The sequence below is a fragment of the Deinococcus aquiradiocola genome, assembly GCF_014646915.1.
GTDB classification, from domain to species: domain Bacteria; phylum Deinococcota; class Deinococci; order Deinococcales; family Deinococcaceae; genus Deinococcus; species Deinococcus aquiradiocola.
Window position 1 is genome coordinate 147,082 of sequence record NZ_BMOE01000002.1, and the last position, 19,853, is coordinate 166,934.

At 68.2% G+C, this 19,853-nt stretch carries 15 protein-coding genes; 9 read left to right on the forward strand and 6 right to left on the reverse strand.

Annotated elements, in window-relative coordinates; all coding sequences use genetic code 11:
• Positions 1–205: 205 nt before the first annotated feature.
• The 3 genes from IEY33_RS04580 (at position 206) to IEY33_RS04590 (ending at position 3,989) form a co-directional block, all read left to right on the forward strand.
• Positions 206–2,986, forward strand: coding sequence for an AfsR/SARP family transcriptional regulator (locus IEY33_RS04580; RefSeq protein WP_188961093.1), 2,781 nt, complete (start codon positions 206–208; stop codon positions 2,984–2,986).
• A gap of 74 nt (positions 2,987–3,060) precedes the next feature.
• Positions 3,061–3,669: a hypothetical protein gene (locus IEY33_RS04585; RefSeq protein ID WP_188961094.1), complete on the forward strand. Its 609-nt coding sequence runs from the start codon at positions 3,061–3,063 to the stop codon at positions 3,667–3,669.
• Positions 3,666–3,989, forward strand: coding sequence for a hypothetical protein (locus IEY33_RS04590; protein ID WP_188961095.1), 324 nt, complete (start codon positions 3,666–3,668; stop codon positions 3,987–3,989). The genes IEY33_RS04585 and IEY33_RS04590 overlap by 4 nt, the downstream gene beginning before the upstream one ends.
• Positions 3,990–4,284: 295 nt before the next feature.
• Here IEY33_RS04590 and IEY33_RS04595 read toward each other — a convergent pair whose 3' ends face one another.
• The 3 genes from IEY33_RS04595 to IEY33_RS04605 all read right to left on the reverse strand — a co-directional run bounded on the left by IEY33_RS04595 (position 4,285) and on the right by IEY33_RS04605 (position 9,252).
• Entirely contained in the window at positions 4,285–6,159 is a 1,875-nt protein-coding gene (locus tag IEY33_RS04595) for a beta strand repeat-containing protein (RefSeq protein WP_188961096.1), read from the reverse strand.
• Positions 6,160–6,275: 116 nt separating this feature from the next.
• Positions 6,276–7,940 (reverse strand): AAA family ATPase, encoded by a 1,665-nt coding sequence (locus IEY33_RS04600; protein ID WP_188961097.1) that lies wholly within the window; start codon positions 7,938–7,940, stop codon positions 6,276–6,278.
• Between the two features lie 310 nt (positions 7,941–8,250).
• Entirely contained in the window at positions 8,251–9,252 is a 1,002-nt protein-coding gene (locus IEY33_RS04605) for a glycoside hydrolase family 5 protein (protein ID WP_188961098.1), read from the reverse strand.
• A 271-nt stretch (positions 9,253–9,523) separates the two neighbouring features.
• Between IEY33_RS04605 and IEY33_RS04610 the strand changes: the two genes are divergently transcribed.
• The 5 genes from IEY33_RS04610 to IEY33_RS04630 all read left to right on the forward strand — a co-directional run bounded on the left by IEY33_RS04610 (position 9,524) and on the right by IEY33_RS04630 (position 14,983).
• On the forward strand, positions 9,524–10,489 hold the full coding sequence (locus IEY33_RS04610; RefSeq protein WP_188961099.1) for a sugar phosphate isomerase/epimerase family protein: 966 nt from the start codon (positions 9,524–9,526) through the stop codon (positions 10,487–10,489).
• Entirely contained in the window at positions 10,482–11,354 is an 873-nt protein-coding gene (locus IEY33_RS04615; RefSeq protein ID WP_188961100.1) for a PfkB family carbohydrate kinase, read from the forward strand. The genes IEY33_RS04610 and IEY33_RS04615 overlap by 8 nt, the downstream gene beginning before the upstream one ends.
• A gap of 67 nt (positions 11,355–11,421) precedes the next feature.
• Positions 11,422–12,417: a sugar ABC transporter substrate-binding protein gene (locus tag IEY33_RS04620; protein WP_188961101.1), complete on the forward strand. Its 996-nt coding sequence runs from the start codon at positions 11,422–11,424 to the stop codon at positions 12,415–12,417.
• 69 nt (positions 12,418–12,486) lie between these two features.
• Positions 12,487–14,016: a sugar ABC transporter ATP-binding protein gene (locus tag IEY33_RS04625; protein ID WP_229670770.1), complete on the forward strand. Its 1,530-nt coding sequence runs from the start codon at positions 12,487–12,489 to the stop codon at positions 14,014–14,016.
• Positions 13,991–14,983: an ABC transporter permease gene (locus IEY33_RS04630; RefSeq protein WP_229670771.1), complete on the forward strand. Its 993-nt coding sequence runs from the start codon at positions 13,991–13,993 to the stop codon at positions 14,981–14,983. Before IEY33_RS04625 ends, IEY33_RS04630 begins: the two co-directional genes overlap by 26 nt.
• Before the next feature lie 82 nt (positions 14,984–15,065).
• Here IEY33_RS04630 and IEY33_RS04635 read toward each other — a convergent pair whose 3' ends face one another.
• Together IEY33_RS04635 and IEY33_RS04640 are read right to left on the reverse strand one after the other, a co-directional pair.
• Positions 15,066–15,815: a DeoR/GlpR family DNA-binding transcription regulator gene (locus tag IEY33_RS04635; RefSeq protein ID WP_188961102.1), complete on the reverse strand. Its 750-nt coding sequence runs from the start codon at positions 15,813–15,815 to the stop codon at positions 15,066–15,068.
• Positions 15,816–16,163: 348 nt separating this feature from the next.
• Positions 16,164–16,820 carry a hypothetical protein gene (locus IEY33_RS04640; RefSeq protein ID WP_229670773.1) on the reverse strand — a complete coding sequence of 219 codons (657 nt, stop codon included), beginning with the start codon at positions 16,818–16,820 and terminating at the stop codon, positions 16,164–16,166.
• A gap of 30 nt (positions 16,821–16,850) precedes the next feature.
• Here IEY33_RS04640 and IEY33_RS04645 point away from each other — a divergent pair, with 30 nt between their 5' ends.
• Positions 16,851–17,975 carry an alpha/beta hydrolase family protein gene (locus IEY33_RS04645; RefSeq protein WP_188961103.1) on the forward strand — a complete coding sequence of 375 codons (1,125 nt, stop codon included), beginning with the start codon at positions 16,851–16,853 and terminating at the stop codon, positions 17,973–17,975.
• A gap of 265 nt (positions 17,976–18,240) precedes the next feature.
• Here IEY33_RS04645 and IEY33_RS04650 read toward each other — a convergent pair whose 3' ends face one another.
• The gene (locus tag IEY33_RS04650; RefSeq protein WP_188961104.1) at positions 18,241–19,686 is read right to left on the reverse strand and encodes a SagB family peptide dehydrogenase; all 1,446 of its coding nucleotides are present in this window, start codon (positions 19,684–19,686) and stop codon (positions 18,241–18,243) included.
• Positions 19,687–19,853: the final 167 nt, after the last annotated feature.

A 19,853-nucleotide genomic window follows, 5' to 3' on the forward strand; every position in this document is an offset into this window, starting at 1 on the left:
CGCGGTTCCCCAGTGGTGCTGGGCTGTGCACCGCGTCCCGGTTCTCCGGAAGGAAGACCACCGCTCCGCGTCCGGGGTTCTGTTCCCAGAGGGCGGCTGACGCTCAACGCCAATGACGGACGGTAGACTGCCCGTATCCATGACCCAGGTTTCCAGAGTGCCGGCTGTCCCCCGTGCGTCCCGGTTTGAACGGCCGAGGCCGAGGTTGCTCAGTCGGCTCGCCGAGGCCGTCGACGTCTGTCTGGTGGTGCTGGTCGCGCCGTCCGGGTACGGCAAGACGACCCTGCTCGCGCAGTACGCCCGCAGCACCCCGAGGCGGGTGGCATGGTGCCGGATCGGTGGCGTACACGAAGGTGCGGGAGACGTGGTGTCCCGCCTGGCGGGCCAGCTGCCGGAACTGCACGCGCTGCGGGACCTGGACGTCCGTACGCCGGAGGAGGTGCTGGCCCGCCGCCTGGCCGGGCAACTGGGGACCATGGAGGAAGGCGTCGACCTGATCGTCGACAATGTCGAGGATGAGCGCCTCGCACGCTGGCTGGGCGGTCTGGCGGACCGTCTGGAGGAAGGCCACCGGCTGCTGCTGAGCGGCCACAGCACGGAAGGCCTGCGGGTCGCGCACCGACTGGCGGAGGGCCGCGTCCTGTTGCTCGACACCGACGACTTGGCCTTCGATTCCGAAGAAACACAGGCTTACCTGGAGGGACGGGGAGGAACGCTCAGCGAGGAGCAACTCCGCAGCCTAGCGGGCTGGCCGACTGGTCTCGCGCTGTCCGCAAACGGCGCGCACCGTCATGCGGAGGTGGATGACCTGGTGCTTGAGGCGCTTCAGAGTCTGCCCACGGACCTCCTCGCCGGACTGCCGCACCTGTCGCCTCTCGAACTGTGGAACGAGGGTGACGCTGCCCTCCTCAGCCCGCGCCTTCCCGCCGACTGGCTCAGAACCCTCCTGAAGGCGGGTCTGCCCCTGTCGCCGCTCGGGGGCGGCATGTATCAACCGCACCAGCTGCTGGTGCAGGTGCTGGACCGCCTGCTGCAGCGCGACCCGGCGCTCGCCCGCAGCTGCCGCGCGCTGGCGGCAGGCGTGGCCGAGGCGGCCGGTTCCCTGGAGCGTGCCGCGCAGCTCTACCGCCAGGCGGGCGAACTGCCGGACGCGGTCCGGCTGGCGACCGTCCTCGTGCCCCGCTACCGGGACCGCGGCGAGCACCGCCTCACCCGGGCCCTCCTGGAACCCTTGGTGGAGGTGCCGCTGCCTGCCGCACTGCAGGAACGGCTGGCGTGGGCTCAGATTGAGACGGGCCGCAGCCGGGAAGGGGAGGGGAGATTGCAGGCGCTGCGTGACGAGAACCGCCTCACCCCTGCCGGATTCGCATCACTCGCGACGGTACGCGGTCGACAGGGACACTACGCCGAGCAACTGGCACTTGCCCAGGAAGGCCTCGCACGGACAGGGGACGGCCCGCCGGTCCCGGCCCTGTCGTGGCCGCTGGTGTTCGGTTCGCTGCGGCTGGGGCTGCTGGAGCAGGCGGAAGAGACCGCGTCACGGTTCATCACGCTCGCGGCCCAGGGGGAGGACCCGGTCCGGCTGGCCGAGGCCTGGCAACTGCAGGCGACCGTCTGGCGGCACACGCGCCCCGCTGCCGAGGCGACCGTGCCGCTCCACCGGGCCCGGCGGATCTACGAGGAACTCGGCTGGCACGGCCGGGCGGCCGACCTGCACCTCGACGAACTCGAACTTGCCCTGCGGAACGGCGAGACCGAAGGGGCAGCGGCCCACCTGCGGGCGCTGGAGTCGGTCGTCGGTGCAGAGCGGACGGTTTTCCACGCCCGCAGACTGCGCTTGCTGGGCACGGCCGAGCGGCGCGCAGGCCAGTCCGGGCAGGCCGAGACGTCTCTCCTGCGGGCGCTGGAAGCGACACGTGCCGCGGAACTCAACCTGGAACAGACGGGCCTGCCACTGGAGCTGGCCGATACCCTGCTCCAGCAGGCCCGTCCGGCCGAGGCGGCCGCGTGGCTGCAGGCCGCCTGCCCCGGGACACACCGGGTCCGCCACGCGGTCCTGAAGGCCCTGATGACCGGGGAAGACCTGAACGCGGTCGACCCAGCCCATCTGAACAGCAGCGACGCCGAAACCAGGTTGCGCGCCCACCTGCTGCTGGCGGCCCAGGGCGACCCCGCGCAGCGCAGTCTGGCGCAGGACGAACTGCGCCGGAACCCCCACGCGTCCCACCTGCACGCCGACAGCGCGCTCAACCGTGCCTTGCGGGGTACGCCCGCCGAAGACCTGCTGATTCCCGAGGAACAGGCCCCGGCCGTGAAGAGCGGGCCAGAATGGCACCTCACGCTGCTGACCCTCGGCGACCTGCAGGTTCACCTGAACGGCCAGCCCGTCCAGATCGGGCTGGCCAAGGCCCGTGAACTTCTGGTCTGGCTCGCCATACACGGCTCGGGCTCCCGGGACGAGCTCGTGACGGCCCTCTGGGACGGCTCGGCAGAGGAACGGCACGTCGAGTACTTCCGGGTGGCCGTACGGCGCCTGCGCAGCGCCCTCAAATCCTCCTTGCCCGTCGACCTGGACCCACTCCCGTACGCAGCCGGGCGTTACCGCCTCTCGCCGGCCCTGCACGTGGAGGTGGACGTGCTGTCGACCGCGGGCCTGGACTGGTCACGGCCTTTCCTTCCGGGCGTCGATACCGAATGGGCTCAGGACTACCGGTCCCGGACGGCTCAGCAGGCGGTCACGGCGCTGCTCTCACAGGCGGCGGCGACCACACCAGACGGAGCGGTCCCGCTGTACCGGCAGCTGCTCACCCTGGACCCGCTGCTCGCCCCCGCCCACGAGGGGTTGATTCGGGCACTGCTGGCGACCGGCGACCCGGAGGGCGCCCGCCTCGCGCTCGGCACGTACCGGCGGATGCTGGCGAGCGAGTACGGCGCGCCGCTGCCCGACATCTTCATGGACAGCCTGCCCGCCACGCTCACCGTCTGACCGCCTGCGGATTCCCTGATCGTTCCCAGCCCGCGTGACAGTCTGCAGGCAGAGGTGACCCCATGAACGCAAAGATGACCGTCCTGACCCTGATGCTCGGCTCCCTCCTGGCTGCCTGCGGCACGACCACCCTCCCCGCAGTCCAGGGCAAGGTCGGCACGATGCATGCGCTCGAGGAATGCCACGGGTGCGGCATCCTGCCCTCCACCTCCGGGACCGTCGAGCGCTTCTGGGCCTGGAACGAGCGGCCTGAATTGCTTGACCGTCAGGCCCCGGAATCCGTTTCCCCAGTGTCGGTCGCTTTCTTCCCTACCCCCGTTCAGGCGAAGATTGTCGAGGAGCGGCCCGGCCTGATCCGACTGACCATCGACCCCGACACTCAGGACCTGCAGTTGAAGCCCGGAGACGAGTCGCTGCCGGTCGCGTGCGCCTCCCCGGACACGCTGGACCGGCCGTGGACGCTCGCTCCTGAGGACGGCGGGTGGGACGGACACGCGGTCCAGTTCACCGCGCCGGAACCGGCCGGGAGCCTTGCCCTCCTCTCGGCTGTGGCCAGCGACCAGCTGTGCACGGCCACCTTCGGGCCAGGCTGGCAGGCGTTGACCCAGAACCTCGACCCGATTTTCTGGCGTGCAGGCAGCGCGGCCTGGAGCGTCAGCAGTCAGCAGACCGCCCTCAGATGAACCGCGTCAGTTTACTCTGGCGTGACCTGGCACCGGACGCCCGGGCGATGCTCCAGACGGTCCGGACCTGTCTGGATGCGCAGCCCGAGGGCTGGAACGGCCCGGAAGGCAAGGCGCACGCGGGCCTGCTGATCGACCGCCTCGAGAACGCCTGGGACCAGGAACGGGTGGATCTCGACACCCTCTGGGCCATCCGGGCACTCACCAGCGACTTCGACCTTGCAGGCACCGTCACCTGCCGCGCCGCGCTGGAAACCATTCATGGGCACCTCCGACGCATCGTCGAGCTGACTGCTGACGAACTGGCGATCGACGATTGACCTCCCCTGAGGGAGAGGTCATGGAGAGCGACCCCACATGCATCTCTACGGAAGATGCCTCTTCGTTCGACTCTTCACGGTGAGTGCAAGGCCTCGCTGTGACCTGTACCCGAACCATCAGGCGTGGGGACCGAGGCGCCGTACATCACGGCGGGCGAGACCAATGGGGACCCGGGTTGGTCCGCCCGGGTCTCCATTCGGCTGTGCGGACCGATTTCGGGAAATCAGCCGGGCGGTCCGGTTCCCCGACGCCGTCGTGCCCGGGCTGCGCGGCCTCCGGCCTCACCTGGAGCTTTCACTGCCCGTTCACCACGTTGTTCGGCGTGTTGCCGGTGACGCTGCCGCCCGGCTGCGCATACACGCCGATCCTGGTGTTGAAGACGCCACCGCCGTCGCGGGCCGAGTTGCCGGTCACGCTGCCGCTCTGGATGGTCAGCGTACCGTCGTTCCAGAAACCGCCGCCGTTGCTGCCATCTGCGCGGTTGCCGCTCAAGGTCGCGCCGGACAGCACGAAGGTGGAGGTGGGCGAGGTCTGGTACACGCCGTTGGTTTCCACGCCGCCTCCGTACCACGCTGTGTTGTCGCTGATCGTGCCGCCGCTGGCGGTCATGCTGCTGCCCGAGTACAGGCGCACGCCGCCGCCACCGCCGCCCTGACCGTCGGTGCGGTTCGTCACGGTGTTCCCCGTGATGGTGCCGCCCGTCATGGTGACCGTGCCGCCCACCGTGATCCCACCGCCGGTCTTCACGGCCGCGTTGCCTCTGATCTCACCGCCGGACAGGGTGAAGGCGGCTTCCTTGCTCACTCGGACACCGCCGCCCCCGTCGCTGGTTCCCGTGACCGTGTTCCCGCTCACGCTGCCTCCATCCATGGTCACCTGAGTGGCGCGCCCGATGGTGAAGCCCCCCCCGCTGTTCCCGGCCGTATTCCCGCTGATCCGGGCCGTCCCCCCGATGTGGTAGGCGCGACCGGCATTGGCAAAGTAGATTCCCCCGCCGTTCGTGCGCGCCTGGTTCCCCTCGAACACCCCTCCCGTGATGTCCGTGTCAAACCACGTGACCAGACCGGCTCCACTGTCGGCCGCATTGGCGCGCACGGTTCCGCCGCTGATGCTGCTTCGGGCGTTCAGCCACAGTGCGCCGCCACCACCAACTCCGCCGGTGTCCGTCTGGGCATTGTTCGCGATGGTGCCGCCCGTCAGGCTGAACACGGGCCGGTTCACGTTGGTGCACTGCGCGTCGGCGCAGGTGGACTGCACCGTGACGCCGCCCCCGAAGTACGCGGTCCTGTTCCCACTCACGCTTCCGCCCGACACGGTCAGATTGCCGTTGGTGTAGATGCCGCCGCCAGCGGAGCCGTTCGTGACGGTGCCCACCACCGTGACCGGAAACGTGGTCTGGTTTCCGTCCACCGCTCCGCCGGTGAGCGTGGTGCTGCTGCCCGTGCCGCCGTAAATCCCGCCGCCGCCATAGGCGGCCGTATTGACGTTCACCCGGCCGCCCGCCACCACCAGCTGGCCCTTGTTGAAGATCCCGCCGCCGTAGCCCTGGTCCAGCGTCAGGTCGGCGGGGTCGGCCAGGGTCGCCTCGTTGCCGGTGACCGTGGTGGTGCCAATCAGCGTCAGGGTCGCGCCAGCAGCGTTGTAGATGCCGCCGCCCAGGTTCGCCTTCCCGCCGGTCACGGTCACACCGTCCAGCGTGAGGGTGCCGCGGTTGATCAGGACGCCGCCCGCGGTGAGTAAAGTGGCCTGTGCGTTCAGCTGCGCGCCCCCCTCGGCACGCGGTTGAGACAGGGCCTCCATCCGGGGTGAACCGGCGGACGTGGCGATGCGGGCGGCATTCAGGCTGGCGGGCAGTGCTGCGCCCGTCCCGCCGGTCAGTGTGCCGCCCTGCAGGGTGACGCTGACACCGGCAGCGATGTCCAGGACGCGTCCCTTCCCGGCAGCATCGAGCGTGACACCGGCAGCGATGATGGTGACGTCCCGGGTGATGACCAGGGGACTGAGTAGGTTCAGGGTGCCCGTCTCGGTGAGGCGCAGGGTGTCACCGGGTGCGGCGGCGGCAATCGCGTCGCGCAGGCTCCCTGCACCACTGTCGGTCAGGGCGGTGACGGGCGTGCCGGGCAGGGTGCTGCCGCCACCGCATGCGGCGAGAATCAGGGCGAGTGACACGACGGCCAACGGTCTGCCTTCCCTCATACGATCCCTCCTCCCTCCGGGCGGGACGGTTGGGAGGGATGGCCGCAACCGCCCATACCGAAGGTGGCGACAGCATCCGTCAGGGGCCGTCAATTCGCCGTCAACCCAGGGTCATGCCGCGTTGACGGTGAGACGTTCCGGGTGTCGTGCAGCCGGACGGCGAGATCAGCCAGGATCAGGGGCGGTGCATGGCGCAGTACCGTCTGCCGCAGCGCCGGGGGATGCACCTCATGGCCGACCAGATACCCGCAGTGGAACAACCGCTCCAGGGCGTCCACCACGGTGCCTCTGGGCACCTGAAGCACTCCACCCAGCAGCTCCACGTCCACGGGCGCACCATCATTCACGGCCAGGACACGCAGAATTTCCAGCTCGCGGCCGCCCAGTTGCGTCAGCTGCAGGTGCAGCCGGGCGGCCTCGGCGGCGACCGGCGTCAGGCGTTCAGGCAGGCTGCCCCGCCGGACGGCCTCGTTCAGGACCGGCACGATCAGGCCGGGAAGACCACCGGCGTAGTGGCACAGATGCCCGACCTGAGCGTCGGTCACACCGGGCAGGAATGAAGCACTCAACTCGGCGACCTCGTCGCGGGTCAACGCAGGAATCGGAATGATCACGCCGCGTCCCTGATCGATGCAGCGCAGGACGCTGGCGCGGCACCCGGAGTTCAGGTCACCGGGACGGAACGTATTGACCACGCCCGCCCTGGGGCTCTGGGCCAGCAGCCTGGGGGAGTGCCGGGCCACCACCCGGGTCGAGGCGTCGTCCCAGTGGTGGATGTCGTCTCCCCAGCTGACGAAGGGCTGCTGAAACGCCTCGGCCAGGAGTGGCCGGGCCAGAGGATCCAGGTCACCGGAAAGTCGCACCTCACGCAGCTGAGACAGGTGAGCGACCACCTCGCCGGACGGCACCTCAGGCAGGAACCAGCGCCCGAGATTCAGCCCCTGCTGCAGGTCCCTCAGGGCACGGTAGATGGTGGAGTACGGTCCGTCCCGGTCGGCAGGGTCGCTGGCCACCGGCATGAATTGCCGCCCGCCAAACAGTGAGGCCAGGGCCGCCTGCAGAGCGGTCTTGCCTGTGCCGGGAGCACCGCTCAGGAACACCATCTGGCGACGCTCCACGGCGGCCAGGACATCGTCAAGCACCTGACCGCGTCCGACGAAGGGAGCCGTGTGGGCAGGAGGTGGTTCCTGACTGACTGGGGGGTCCGGACGCGAGAGCGGGCGCGGCACCGGGTCCACCGGCTCCGGGGACAGGCCCACCACGAGCTCGCGTGCGCGTCGGCGCAGTCGCCCGGAGAGCGGCTCGGGATGCAGGAAGGCTGCGCGGCGCAGATGCTCGACATGCTCGCCGAGGAGACGGTCCTCAGTCCGCTGCGCCCACTCCAGCCAGGCCTCGCTGCCCCGGCTCCGCTGGCCCGACAGAAAGCCCCGCCAGTGGGTCAGCAGGGCGCTTGGGTCTTCAGGGACGCACAGCGCGTCCACCCGTACCCGCAGAAGATCCAGTTCCAGGAAACCTGGGCGGCGGCGCAACAGGTCCCCGTGCTCCCCCAGGTCCCGGACCAGCTGATGCACGGCCATACGGAGGTTGTGCAGGGCCCGGTGCGTGGTGGTCTCCCACAGCAGATCTGCCAGCTTCAGCCGTTCGGACGGACCATCCACCGCCAGCACGGCCAGGAGCCGCAGCCCCATGCCGCGGCAGGGAAACGGGACGCCAGCCAGGCGGAGTTGAGGCTCGCCCAGCAGCTGGAGTGTCATGTCCGGCATATCCAAGTGTACCGACCGAAAGCAAAGGGAACAGGGTCAGTCAATAGTTTGTTTTCTCCAGGGAGCGTCGTCTCTCGGGATGGGCTGAAGTGTGGTGGCGCTGGTGCCGCTGCGAGGCGGCAGCCCGAACCACGGGGGTTCATCACGCCGTGCTGGGCGTCTTTCCAGGTACGGGCAGGCGTCTTCCGTCAGGTCAAGGCAGCGGGAGCCGCGATCCTTCTTCGCATGCTGGCAGAAATTTTTGAATCCGGGAACATCCAGCCCGTGTCGACGTTGGCCCCGGGTGCAGGCGTGAATGTCCTCACCTGGACAGGCCCAGGGCACGGTTCAGTTCGCCGGAGAGGGTTCCGCCTCTGCTCACTCCGAAGCCTGCGCTGTCCTGCCAGCTCCAGACGGTCCACGCGAACTGCTGTTCTTCGGCCAGCACCCGCAGGTCGCGCAGCCAGCGCAGACGGTCGGCGGTCGGTGCGGTGTCGTGCACTGCGAACGCGGTGACCAGCACCGGCAGGTTGTACTGGCGCGCCCAGCCGCCCGCCCCCGCAAAGGCCCGGCGCATGGCCGAGGCGTCCCTGGCGGTGTATGGCACGCCCCTGAGGTTCTTCCAGCCGTCGTTGTTCAGGTTGCCCTGTTGAGTGAAGTTCAAAGGGTCGAGGTACTGGAAGCTGTACGTCACGTTGTGGTCCGAGAGGGGACGCAGGTCCTGCATGGAGTCGGCGTCCGCGTAGCAGATGCCGGACACCAGGACCGTCAGCCCAGGTGCGCCCCGGCGGACGGCGGCCACGAAGTCACTCAGGGCCGCGTTCCAGTCGAAGGTGCTGGGTCCGCAGTCGCGGCGGTAGGGGTCCACCGGTTCGTCCATCGGTTCAATCATGGCGCGCGGGAGCTGGGCCGCCGCCAGCCGTGCCGACAGCCGTTCAAGCAGCACGAGGTAGGTGTCGCGCGCGAGACCGCCGAGCAGGACCTGACGCTTGGCTTCGTCTGAGGGTGCGAGGCTCACCACCACCCCAAGGTTGCGCAGCCGCGCTTCCTGCAGGAGGCGGTCCAGGGAGGCCGCAGGCTCAGGGGAGCCCGCCTGGGCGCTGATGAACAGCGCCGGATCCAGCGGCACCCGTACGAAGTCGAAGCCCGCCGCCCGCACCCGCTGCAGGTCGGCCAGCCGAGACGCACCCAGTGGCACGAACGGACCTGCGCTCAGCCAGCCGTCGAGGTTCACGCCGCGTCGCCAGACGTTATGCGTGGCGGTGCCCGCCGTGGTCAGTGCCAGCAGGATCAGGACGGCAAGCGGCAGACCCGGCCGCTTCATCCGGACTTGTTCAGACTGTGGGCATCGGTGGGACGTCCTGGGGCGGCTCGACCGCACAGCTTCGGCTCCCCCCGTTCCCCTGACGCTGCGGCAACCCACTTTCGTCGTTGCGGTGGTTCCAGGGCTGGTCTGAGTGCACCGAATCCCACCCTGCGTATATACGCTCATTTGCGCAAAAGTGCTTGACATTGTGGCGAAACCGAGCGTACAATTTCCCCACAAGGCCAAAAATAATCACAAATGCGCACACGGTTGCCCCTGAGGAGGCTTCATGCTCTACGCCACACGACTCAATTCACTCAAATCCCGGCCTGAGCTCGCCTTCCCGGCCGGACCGATCCACACGGAAGACCTGCTGCGCCGGGCCACGCAGATCCGGGGGCTCAACTCGCTGAGCCTCAACTTTCCTGAACATTTCACGCCCGCCAGCCTCCAAGCCACCCGCCAGATCATTGAGGCGTCGGGGCTCAGTGTGGACAGCCTGAACGTCCGCTACCCGGCTGACACCTTCGGCGACGGCGGATTGACCCATCCGGACGCCGCAGTTCGCCAGGCAGCCATCGACCTGACCTGTCAGGCGCTCGACGCCTGTGCCGAACTTGGCGGCAATCACGTGATCGTCTGGCCCGGCTTCGACGGTTTCGACTACCCTTTCCAGGACAGCTACGCGCGCATGTTCGCGCACACCGTCGAGGGTTTCGCGCAGATCGCGGCGCACAACCCCGCCATGCGGGTCGGCCTGGAATACAAGCCGTGGGAGCCGCGCAAGTATTCGCTGATCGGCAACATGGGTGAAGCCCTGATGGTCGTCCAGGAAATCGGTGCGGACAACCTCGGGGTGGTCCTCGATTACTGTCACGCCCAGATGGCCAACGAACACGCGCCCAAGGCAGCCGCCCTCGCGCTGCGACACCAGAAGCTCTTCGGTGTGCATCTCAACGACGGCTACGGACGACAGGACGACGGTCTGATGGTCGGCACCACCAGCCTGATCACCACCCTGGAACTGCTGGTGCTGCTGGAGCGCGGAAAGTACCCCGGTACCATCTACTTCGATACCTTCCCGGTCCGTGAGGATCCGGTCCGCGAGTGCGAGTGGAACATTCGCATCACCGAGCGTCTGCTCACGCTGGCCCGCGAACTGGCCGCCGATCACAGCATAGGGGCCGGGCACGACGCCTTCAACGTCACCCGGGTGATTGAACGGCTGCTGTTCCCGGAGAAGGTTCATGGCTGAGCATCTGCCGGAGGTGCTGGTCGTGGGGAGCATTCATCTCGACCGGATGATGCAGCTCAGCGCCCTGCCGATGCCGGGCGAGACGGTCATCGCCCGCGAGAGCTGGACGCAACTGGGCGGCAAGGCGGCCAATCAGGCGATGGCGGCCGCCGTCCCGGGCGTGCGGGCCAGCCTGGTGGCCTGCGTCGGTGACGACCACGAGGGCCGCGAGGCGGAACAGACCCTGACGGCACGGGGCGTCCGGACCCTGCTGCAGATCGATGCTGCCCTGCCCACCGGCAGCAGCGCCGCGCTGCTCGACGCGGCAGGCGAGAACGTGGGCGTGATCGTGCCGGGTGCCAACACGGCCCTGCGCGCCTCGGCGCTCGACACGCCGATGAGCGGGGCGACGCCCGCCCTGCTCGTATGTCAGTGGGAAACGCGGTACGACACCCTCCATGCCGTGCTGCAGAAGGCCCGTACGGCAGGCGTGCCGGTCCTGATGAACGCCGCCCCCTGGCAGGACACCTATCGTGACCTGCTTCCCCTGGCCGACCACGTCGTGGTCAACGCCGTCGAGGCGCACGGCTGGACGGGCACCGACCCGCAGACGCGGCCGAACACGCTTCCGTTCGGCCACCCGAGCGTGATCGTCACCCTCGGGGCCGGCGGGGTGCTGCACTACCGTCACGACCGCCTGGACACTGACCTTCCGGCACCCAGCGTCGAGGCACGCTCCACCCACGGGGCGGGCGATCACTTCGTCGGCGTCCTGGCGGCTCAGCTCGCCCAGGGCTCGCCGCCGCCGCAGGCCCTGGAACGCGCCACCGAATCGGCTGCCCACTTCGTTCAGCTGCTCCGGAAGCACCCGCTTCCCCACTCCTGACGTCCACGGCGGTTTCCCGCCTGTCCGCCCCGCCCCGTCCGCTTCTCACCCTGCCCTGGAGGCTTCCATGAACGTGACCCGCCTGTTTGCCCTGACCGCGCTCCTCACCGGTGTCGCCGCAGCCCAGACCTTCTCGCCCGACACCGAGAAGAGCCGCATCGAATCGTCCCAGCTCACGGCCAAGTTCGGACCCGTTCCCAAGCTCAGTGGCGACGTGCAGATCGGCGGCGTGATGAAGGCCCTGTCGAACGAGTACTGGCAACTGCTGCGCACCGGGTACATCAGGGGCGGAGAGAAGTACGGCGTGAAGATCGACGCCCAGGCACCCAGCAACGAGAGCGACCAGATCGGTCAGCTCAGCATGATGAACACCATGATCGGCAAGGGCTACAAGGCGCTGCTGGTGTCCCCGCAGAGCGACGTGAACCTGCTGCCGGGCATTCAGCGGGCCGGCAAGGCCAGCCTGGTCATCAACGTCAACGACGCCGTCGCGCCCTCCGCGCAGCACTTCGTCGGCAACAGCCAGTACGACAACGGCGTGAGCGTCGCGAACCACCTGCTGAAGACCTTCCCGAAGGGCGGCCAGTTCGCTGTGATCGAGGGCCAGGCCGGGGTGTACGCTGCGCGTCAGCGCACGCTGGGCTTCAAGACCACCCTCGCCAAAAACACGGCCATGAAGATCGTGGCGAGCGTGCCGGCCGACTGGGACCGCCAGAAGGCCTTCACCACCGCACGCGACCTGCTGCGCCGCTACCCCGAGCTCAACGCCTTCTACTGCAACAACGACACCATGGCGCTCGGCGTGGTCGAGGCGGTCAAGGCCTCGGGACGCCTCGGCAAGACGCTGGTCTTCGGCACCGACGGCATCAACGCCGCCTACGACAGCATCAAGAAGGGCGAACTGACCGGCACCGTCGATTCCTTCCCGATCCTCACCGGCGAGGTGGCCGTCGAGGTCGCGGTGCGCCTGCTGGGCGGGCAGAAGCTGCCACGGGTGGTCGCCACGCCTCAGGCGCTCGTCATGAAGTCCAACATGGCCCAGTACGAGCAGTTCAGGAAGTAACCCCAGCGAGGCAGGACGGCAGGGCAGCTGCAGTCCTGCCACCGTCCTGCCTGGAAAGGAGAGCTCGACATGACGACACCCCAGCCGACCGCCGCGCCGGTCCCTGAACTGCTCAGCGCGCAGCACATCCACAAGTCGTTCAGCGGGGTGCAGGTGCTGCGGGACGTGCAGTTCACCCTGCGGCCCGGTGAGGTCCACGCGCTGCTGGGCGAGAACGGCGCGGGCAAAAGCACGCTGCTCAAGGTGCTCTTCGGCATCTACACCCCCGAGAGCGGCACGCTGGCGGTGGACGGCCAACCCGTGACGCTGAGCAGTCCACGCGACGCCCAGCATCACGGCATCGCCATGATCCATCAGGAACTCGCCCTCATCCCGGAACTCACGGTGGCGCAGAACGTGCTGCTCGGCAACGAGGGCCACGAGTGGCTGAACTACCGCCGGATGGAGGCCCGCGTCCGGCCGTTCCTGGATCAGGTGGGACTGAACGTGCCGCCCGGCACGCCCGTCAAACGGCTGACCATCGCGCAGCAGCAGATGGTGGAGATCGCCCGCGCGGTGGCCCGCAGGGCCCGGATCATCATCATGGACGAGCCGACCTCCAGCCTCACCACCCACGAGATCGAGGCGCTGTACACGGTGGTGCGCGAACTGACCGCCAGTGGCGTGGGCGTCATCTACGTCAGTCATCACTTCGACGAGATCGAGGCGCTCGCCGACCGGGTGACGGTACTCCGGGACGGCCAGTACATCGGCACGGTGAATCAGCGGGACGTGAACCAGGCGCAGCTGGTGAGCATGATGGTCGGCCGGGAACTGGCCGCGCAGCTGGAACCGCCCGCACGGCAGCCCGGCGAGGTGCGGCTGAATGTCGACGGGCTGTCCCGAGCGGGGGCATTCCAGGACGTGGGTCTGCAGGTCCGGGCAGGAGAGGTCGTCACGCTCGCCGGATTGATCGGCGCGGGCCGGACCGAAGTGCTGCGCGCCATCTACGGTGCCGACACTGCAGGCAGCGGCCGGATCGAGCTGGACGGGCAGACCGTCGACCGGCCGACGCCCGCCGTCATGATGCAGCGCGGCGTCGGCTTCATCGCCGAGGACCGCCGGCAGCAGGGCATCGTGCCCGATGCCACCGTGAGCGTGAACATGATGCTCACGAGCTGGGCCAAAGGCCAGGTGAGCGTGCGCGAGACCGACATGCGCCGCAAGGTCGAGCCGCAGATGCAGCAGCTCGGCATCCGGCCCGCCAATCCCGGCCAGACCATCCGCAGGCTGTCGGGCGGCAACCAGCAGAAGGTCATCCTGGGCCGCTGGCTCTCGGCCGGTTGTCAGCTGCTGCTGATCGACGAACCGACGCGCGGCATCGACGTGGCCAGCAAGGCCGACATCTACGCGCTGATCGACGACCTCGCCCGGCAGGGGGTGGCGATCCTGATGGTGTCGTCGGAACTGCCCGAGGTCCTGAGACTCAGCGACCGAATTCTCGTCATGCGGGAAGGACGCCTCGTCGGCGAACTGCCCCGCGCCCAGGCCAGCGAGGAGCGCATCCTGGCGCTGGCCACAGGAGCACAGAGCGATGCAGAACACCCAACAGCCGTCTAGTCCTGCCCAGCCGCCGTCCCGATCCGTGCAGCGGGTGGCCGTCATCGAGCGGCTCCGTGAGGCCGGCATCCTGGCGATCCTGCTGCTCGGCGCCGTCGCCTTCAGCTTCACCGTGCCGTCGTTCTTCTCGGTCGACAATGCCATCAACGGCATCGGCCTGAGCGCCGCCATCAATACCATCGTCGCGATCGGCCTGACCTATGTGATCATCACGGGCGGCATCGACCTTTCGGTGGGTTCCACTGCCGCCCTGTCGGCCGTGATCGGCGCGGACCTGATGGGCCGGGGCCTGCCGGTGCTGCTCGCGGTGCTGGTGGCGCTGGCGGTGGGGGCAGTGGCCGGGCTGGTCAACGGCCTGCTTGTGACACGGGTTCAGCTCGCGCCGTTCATCGTGACGCTCGGCACCATGACCTTCTACCGGGGACTGGCGCTGTCGTACACCAACGGGCAGCCGATCCTGTCCCTGCCGGACAGCTACAAGGCGGCCCTGGGCGGGACCTTCCTCGGCCTGCCCATTCCGCTCATCGCGGCCCTGGCGCTGGTGGCGGTCTTCACCCTGATCCTGCGCTTCAGCAAGACCGGTCAGTACATTCTCGCCATCGGCGGCAACGCCGAGGCGGTGCGGCTGAGCGGCATCAACGTCAGCCGCTACGTGACGCTGACGTACGTGATCTCGGGTGTGCTGGCGGCCTTCGCGGCGCTGGTTCTCATCGCCCAGCTGGGCGCGGCCGAGCCGATCCTGGGCAACGGCTGGGAGCTGAGCGCCATCGCCGCTTCGGTGGTGGGCGGCACCAGCCTATCGGGCGGCAATGGGAACGTCGTGGGCGCCCTGCTCGGAGCGCTGCTGCTCAGCATGCTGCAGAACGTGCTGACGCTGCTGGGCGTGCAGGCGTTCTATCAGCTGCTCGCCACAGGGCTGATCATCATCGGGGCGATGGTCATCGACCGCTACACGCGGGGGCAGTGACCCGGAAGCGGCCAGCAGGACCGCCGCAGCGCCGACAGCAGGAGGGCCGCGTCCGAGATATTGGACGCGGCCCTCCTGCCGTTCAGACGACCGTGAGGTCCACGCCCGATTCCTTCAGCCAGTTCAGTTTGCGGCTGCCCCGGTCCGTCACGATCTGCTGCACCTGATCCAGGGCGCACACCTGGGTCATGGCCCGCCAGCCGAACTTGCTGTGGTCTGCCAGCAGCATCGTCCGGTGGCTCACCTCGACCGCCAGCTTCTTGACCATCGCCTCCTCGATGACGGCGTTCGAGACGCCCTGTGCGTCCACGGCGTGCGCGCCCATCAGAAAGACGTCCGCCCGCAGGGTGCGCAGCTGCTCTTCACTCCAGGGGCCGGTGATGGAAAAGCTGTTGCTGCGGACCCGGCCGCCCAGCAGCAGGACCTCGGTCGCGCCGACCGCCAGGGCCTGGGCGGCCGGCAGGTCGAGCGCAATGGCCGTGAAGGGCCGCCCGGCCACCCGGCGGGCCACCTCGAGGATGGTGGTCCCCGCATCGAAAATCAGTGTTGATCCGTCGCGGATGTGGGCGGCCACGTATTCGGCAATGGCGATCTTCTCGCTCTGCATGCGGATGGATTTGGCCGCGAATGCCGGCTCCTGGGCGATGCTGCGCTGCACCCGGACGGCGCCGCCGTGCGTCCTCGACAGCAGGCCCCGTTCCGAGAGGTCCTGCAGGTCGCGCCGGATCGTGGCTCCCGATACGCCGACCCGCTCGGCGATGTCCTGCGTGAGCAGCGTCTCGTACTGATCCATCAGCTCAAGAATGCGCGTATGACGCTCTAATGGGAGCATATGCGCAAATGATACACCAATATGATCACCTCAGAGGATTCCCACCGCCAAGACATTCCACACGGGCCGGTCGGTGCACATGGCACGCAGATCGTTGACGACAAGCCCCACATCCCTGGCGGTGACGGACGCCAAGCGCCCCAGAGCAGAGCCGATCACACCGGATCCGGACCGTCCGTCACGAAGCCAGTCCTCAATCGACCGGCAGGAGAAGAAACGAACGGGTTCCGGCAGCGGGCAGGCGTCGCCCGCAGCGCGGTCTCGGACATGCCCGCTGCACTCAGGGTCAGGCGGGCACGCAGGATACGGGCGATCAGGCCACGGCCCTGCTCTTCCGCTTCCCCTCACCTAACCGTGGTCAGGCGTCAGGAAAACGCCCAGCAGATAGGGGTTCCCGGAGGTCTGGCGGTTGAGGTACGGTTCGACCACGGCCATGAGTTCGCGTTGGAGCGCGCGGGCCTCGGCGGGCGGCAGGGTCACGAGATTCCAGCCGGAAAGGATGACGGGAGCATCGTCATCCAGTGGATTCCAGCTCTCGCCGTCCCGCGTGGCGACGTCGTAGAACGGTTCTCCGGAAGGCAGCACCCGCGTCAGGGCGCCCCAGGTTCCGTGCAGTTCGTGCTGCACGGTCCGTGCGAAGTCCCGCTCGAAGCGCTCCAGATGGGCGGCGCGGTTCTGCTGACCGATCTGTTCCAGCGACATGACCGTGAACGGCGTGAAGTACGCGGCGGGTGCGCGGTAGTAGCGGAGGGCGCGGCCAGCCCGGGCTTCCGTCCGCGTCTCGCGCAGCAGGCCGAGATTCAGGAAACGTTGCGTGACCTTGTAGGCAGCGGTCGTGCTCAGGTGCAGCAGCCCAGCGACCTGTGAAACTGTGCGCTCCTGCCCCATGAACGGTGCCAGCAGGCGCAACTGCGTGCGGTCCGTGACCACCTGCGCCGCCCTCAGGTCGGTGAGCACCTCCACCTGAGACGGCGTCGGCAGGCTGCTTCCCTGAAGGTCTGGCATGGAAAGCAGCATAGCTTCTATCGTGAAGCCATGCGATCCCGGACCCCGTTCGTGCTGAGCTTCTGCCTCCTGCTGGGCACCGCTGCCTCGGAGAGGAGTTCCGCCGTCACCGCCCGTTCCCTGACGCTGAACTTCGCCGGAATACCCGCCCGGGCCGAACTTCTCCTGCCTGACCGTCCGGCGAGGGCGCCGCTGGTGCTGCTGATTCAGGGAACCGGTCCAGAGGACATGGACGGCAGTTTCGCGACGTTCGGCGGGCAGGTCACGAACGGTTCGCTCGGCACCCTGGCACACGCCCTGGCCGGGCAGGGGTACGCCGTGATGCGTTTCGACAAACGCTACGCCCGGGAAAGCCTGTCGGCCGAAGGCGCGGTCGCCGCGTACACGGCGTACGGCAAGCTGAGCATGCGGGACCTGTTGAGCGACGCCCGGACAGCGCTGAACGCCGCCGCGGCACAGCCGGACGTGGACGCTTCACGGGTGTACGTGTACGGCTGGAGCGAGGGCAGCGTCATCGCCGCCACCCTCGCCCTCGAGGTCGGCGCGCGCGGACTGATTGTCCAGGGCCCGGTCGCGAACGATTACGCGTCCGTCTTCGCCCGGCAGTTCGGGCGGGTCGGCGTTCCGTACCTGTCCAGGTACGCGCAGGACGGACGGTTGGGCCTGCCCGGACTCCTGTCGTCCTTCGGGGGAAACGGCAGCATGCTCGCAAAGCTGCAGGGCCAGCTGCTGTTCGACCGGACGAGCACGCTGGAGCACCCCGTGCTGAACACTGCCATCGACGTGAACCACGACGGCATGATCGACCTCCAGGCCGAGGCCCTCCCCGCCATGGCCGCGTACGACCGCGCGTCCGTCCCGCAGGACCCCATGTACGCGCCGTCCACGTCCCTCCCGACGCTGGACACGCTCACCTCACAGCTGAAGCTCCCCGTGCTGATCCTCCAGGGAGGCAACGACGCGAACATCGACCCCGCCGACGCGCGAACGTTCGACACCGCCCTGACGAAGGCCGGGAACACGGACCATACCCTGAAGCTCTACCCCGGGCTGGGACACAGCCTCGGGAAGGCCGCGGACGTGACGCAGGACGATTTCGCCCCCATGGAGAAAGGACCGATGAACGACATGGTGAACTGGCTGAACACGCACTGAAACACAATCCGTACAGGCCCGCGCGAAGGGAGTGGGAGGGCACAGCAGCAGTCTGGAAGCACGTGGATCAGTTCACGACCGAACTGCCCTCGCTGATCCCATGGCATGCGTCGTCGCCTCGATCGACGGGGTCTGCGGAGGCACCCCGGCCACGGACTTCGTCGCCCGGTTTCTTCCGGTGCGTGAACGGCGAGACGGGCGATATCTCATGTGTTCGTGGCGCATCACCCCGTGTGTTTCCAGACGGTTGAGGTTCTCCAGCGGTTCACCGTCCTGGAGCTGTGGGCCATGCGGGTGCAGTGGCCCTGAAGTCCATGCTGAAGTGTTCGGTCTCGGGGCGCGCGGTCCCCAGGACCAGTTGCGCGGCCGGGTACCACTCCCCGTTCAGGCTGAACAGGTGCTGGGTGAGGTGTACGTCGTAGGCCAGACTGACGTGACCATCGATGCCCTGGGCAGTGCATGCCAGATGCAGGCGCTGCAGCAGGCGACCGATGCGGATCTGAGTGTCACGGTACCGGGCTGCGCTCTCGTCGGAGTGAAGGTCCAGCTTCGCCGTCAGGTAAAGCCATGCGGCGGGCTGGTTGGACTGTGCGGTGGCTCCTGGAGTCCCGCCCAGGAGCAGCACGGCCGGATCAGGGCATGACGCTGGGACCGGAGCAGGGTTCAGGAGATCGAACCGGTAGATTCCCGGGCGGATTCCGGTGACGGCGCGGGCCACCATCAACAGCGTCGTGTCGTGACCATCTATCCATTCGGACACTTCGCTGATCGCGTTCCGGAGCGCCGTGCCGGAAACAGGGACGTTCCTGAATCCCTCCCCGCTTGACCGGCGTGCCCGGAGCTGCCTGAAGACGGAGGACGCGCCGCCCGGGCAGGGTGTGAGGGTTTCGGGCGAGCTGGAGGAGTGTGGTGCTGCCGGGAGGTTCGCTGCGGCGATCTCCACCTGCCAGGCCAGCGGGCAGGTGGTCAGCCCGGGGACTGCAGGGGAACGGCTGACGGCTCCGGTTCGAACTGGGGCGTTGTGCGTCACCTTGGGGCGTTCTGTGTCGGGCCATTCCAGGGTGACGACCGGGCCTGGCCGTTCGTCACCCGTTGGCTGGATCCAGCGGCTGAAGGCGTCCGGCCATTCCAGGGTGAGGGAGCACCGGGCACCGAGGGCATGTCCGACGATCCCGAGCTGTTCAGCCACCATCCCGAACTCCAGCGTGATCAGGCGGTACCCGAAGTGCTGATATTTCGGCATGGTGTTCCAGCTGGCCGAGGTCAGCAGGACGGTGATCCGTGGCGGGTGTACCGAGTGGTGCGCCGGTCGGTCCGGTCCGGTGAGGGGATCGCCGTACAGGAGGACCGCCAGCTGATGGTGAAGCGGGTCGAAGTGCGAGAGGCCGTCCGGTACTCCGGGGACGCCCTGGTGGGAGACGTACAGCTGCGTGGGGTACAGCGCGCCTCCGGAGCCGACGGGTCGGCGCAGCTCAAGCGTTGTACGGGTGGCGTTCGGGGTCGAGAGGTGAAGCCGACTCACGCCGAAGCTGTAGAACAGCAGATCACTCAGGTCCTGCCGGGTACAGCCTGCGCCCGGCAGCGGCTGAACGCGGGGAGGACAGAGAGGCAGGCGTGGCCCCCCCAGGTAGAGTTTTCCCGCTGCCGTGGTCGTCATCCTGTTCAGGAGGGGTGGCGGTTGCGCGGAGGCGTTCAGGTACGCGGCCAGCACGTCACGGCTCATATGGATTGGCACAGCCTGTGGGAAGGCCTGGCAGGCAGGCGCGGCCAGCCGCTCATGCACGGCCGGAATGGGCCGTCAGGACTGCGGAGGGGTCTTTCCGTACGTCCCACACCGCGACGTGACCGTGCCGACCAGAATGGAGGCGGCGCCACTCC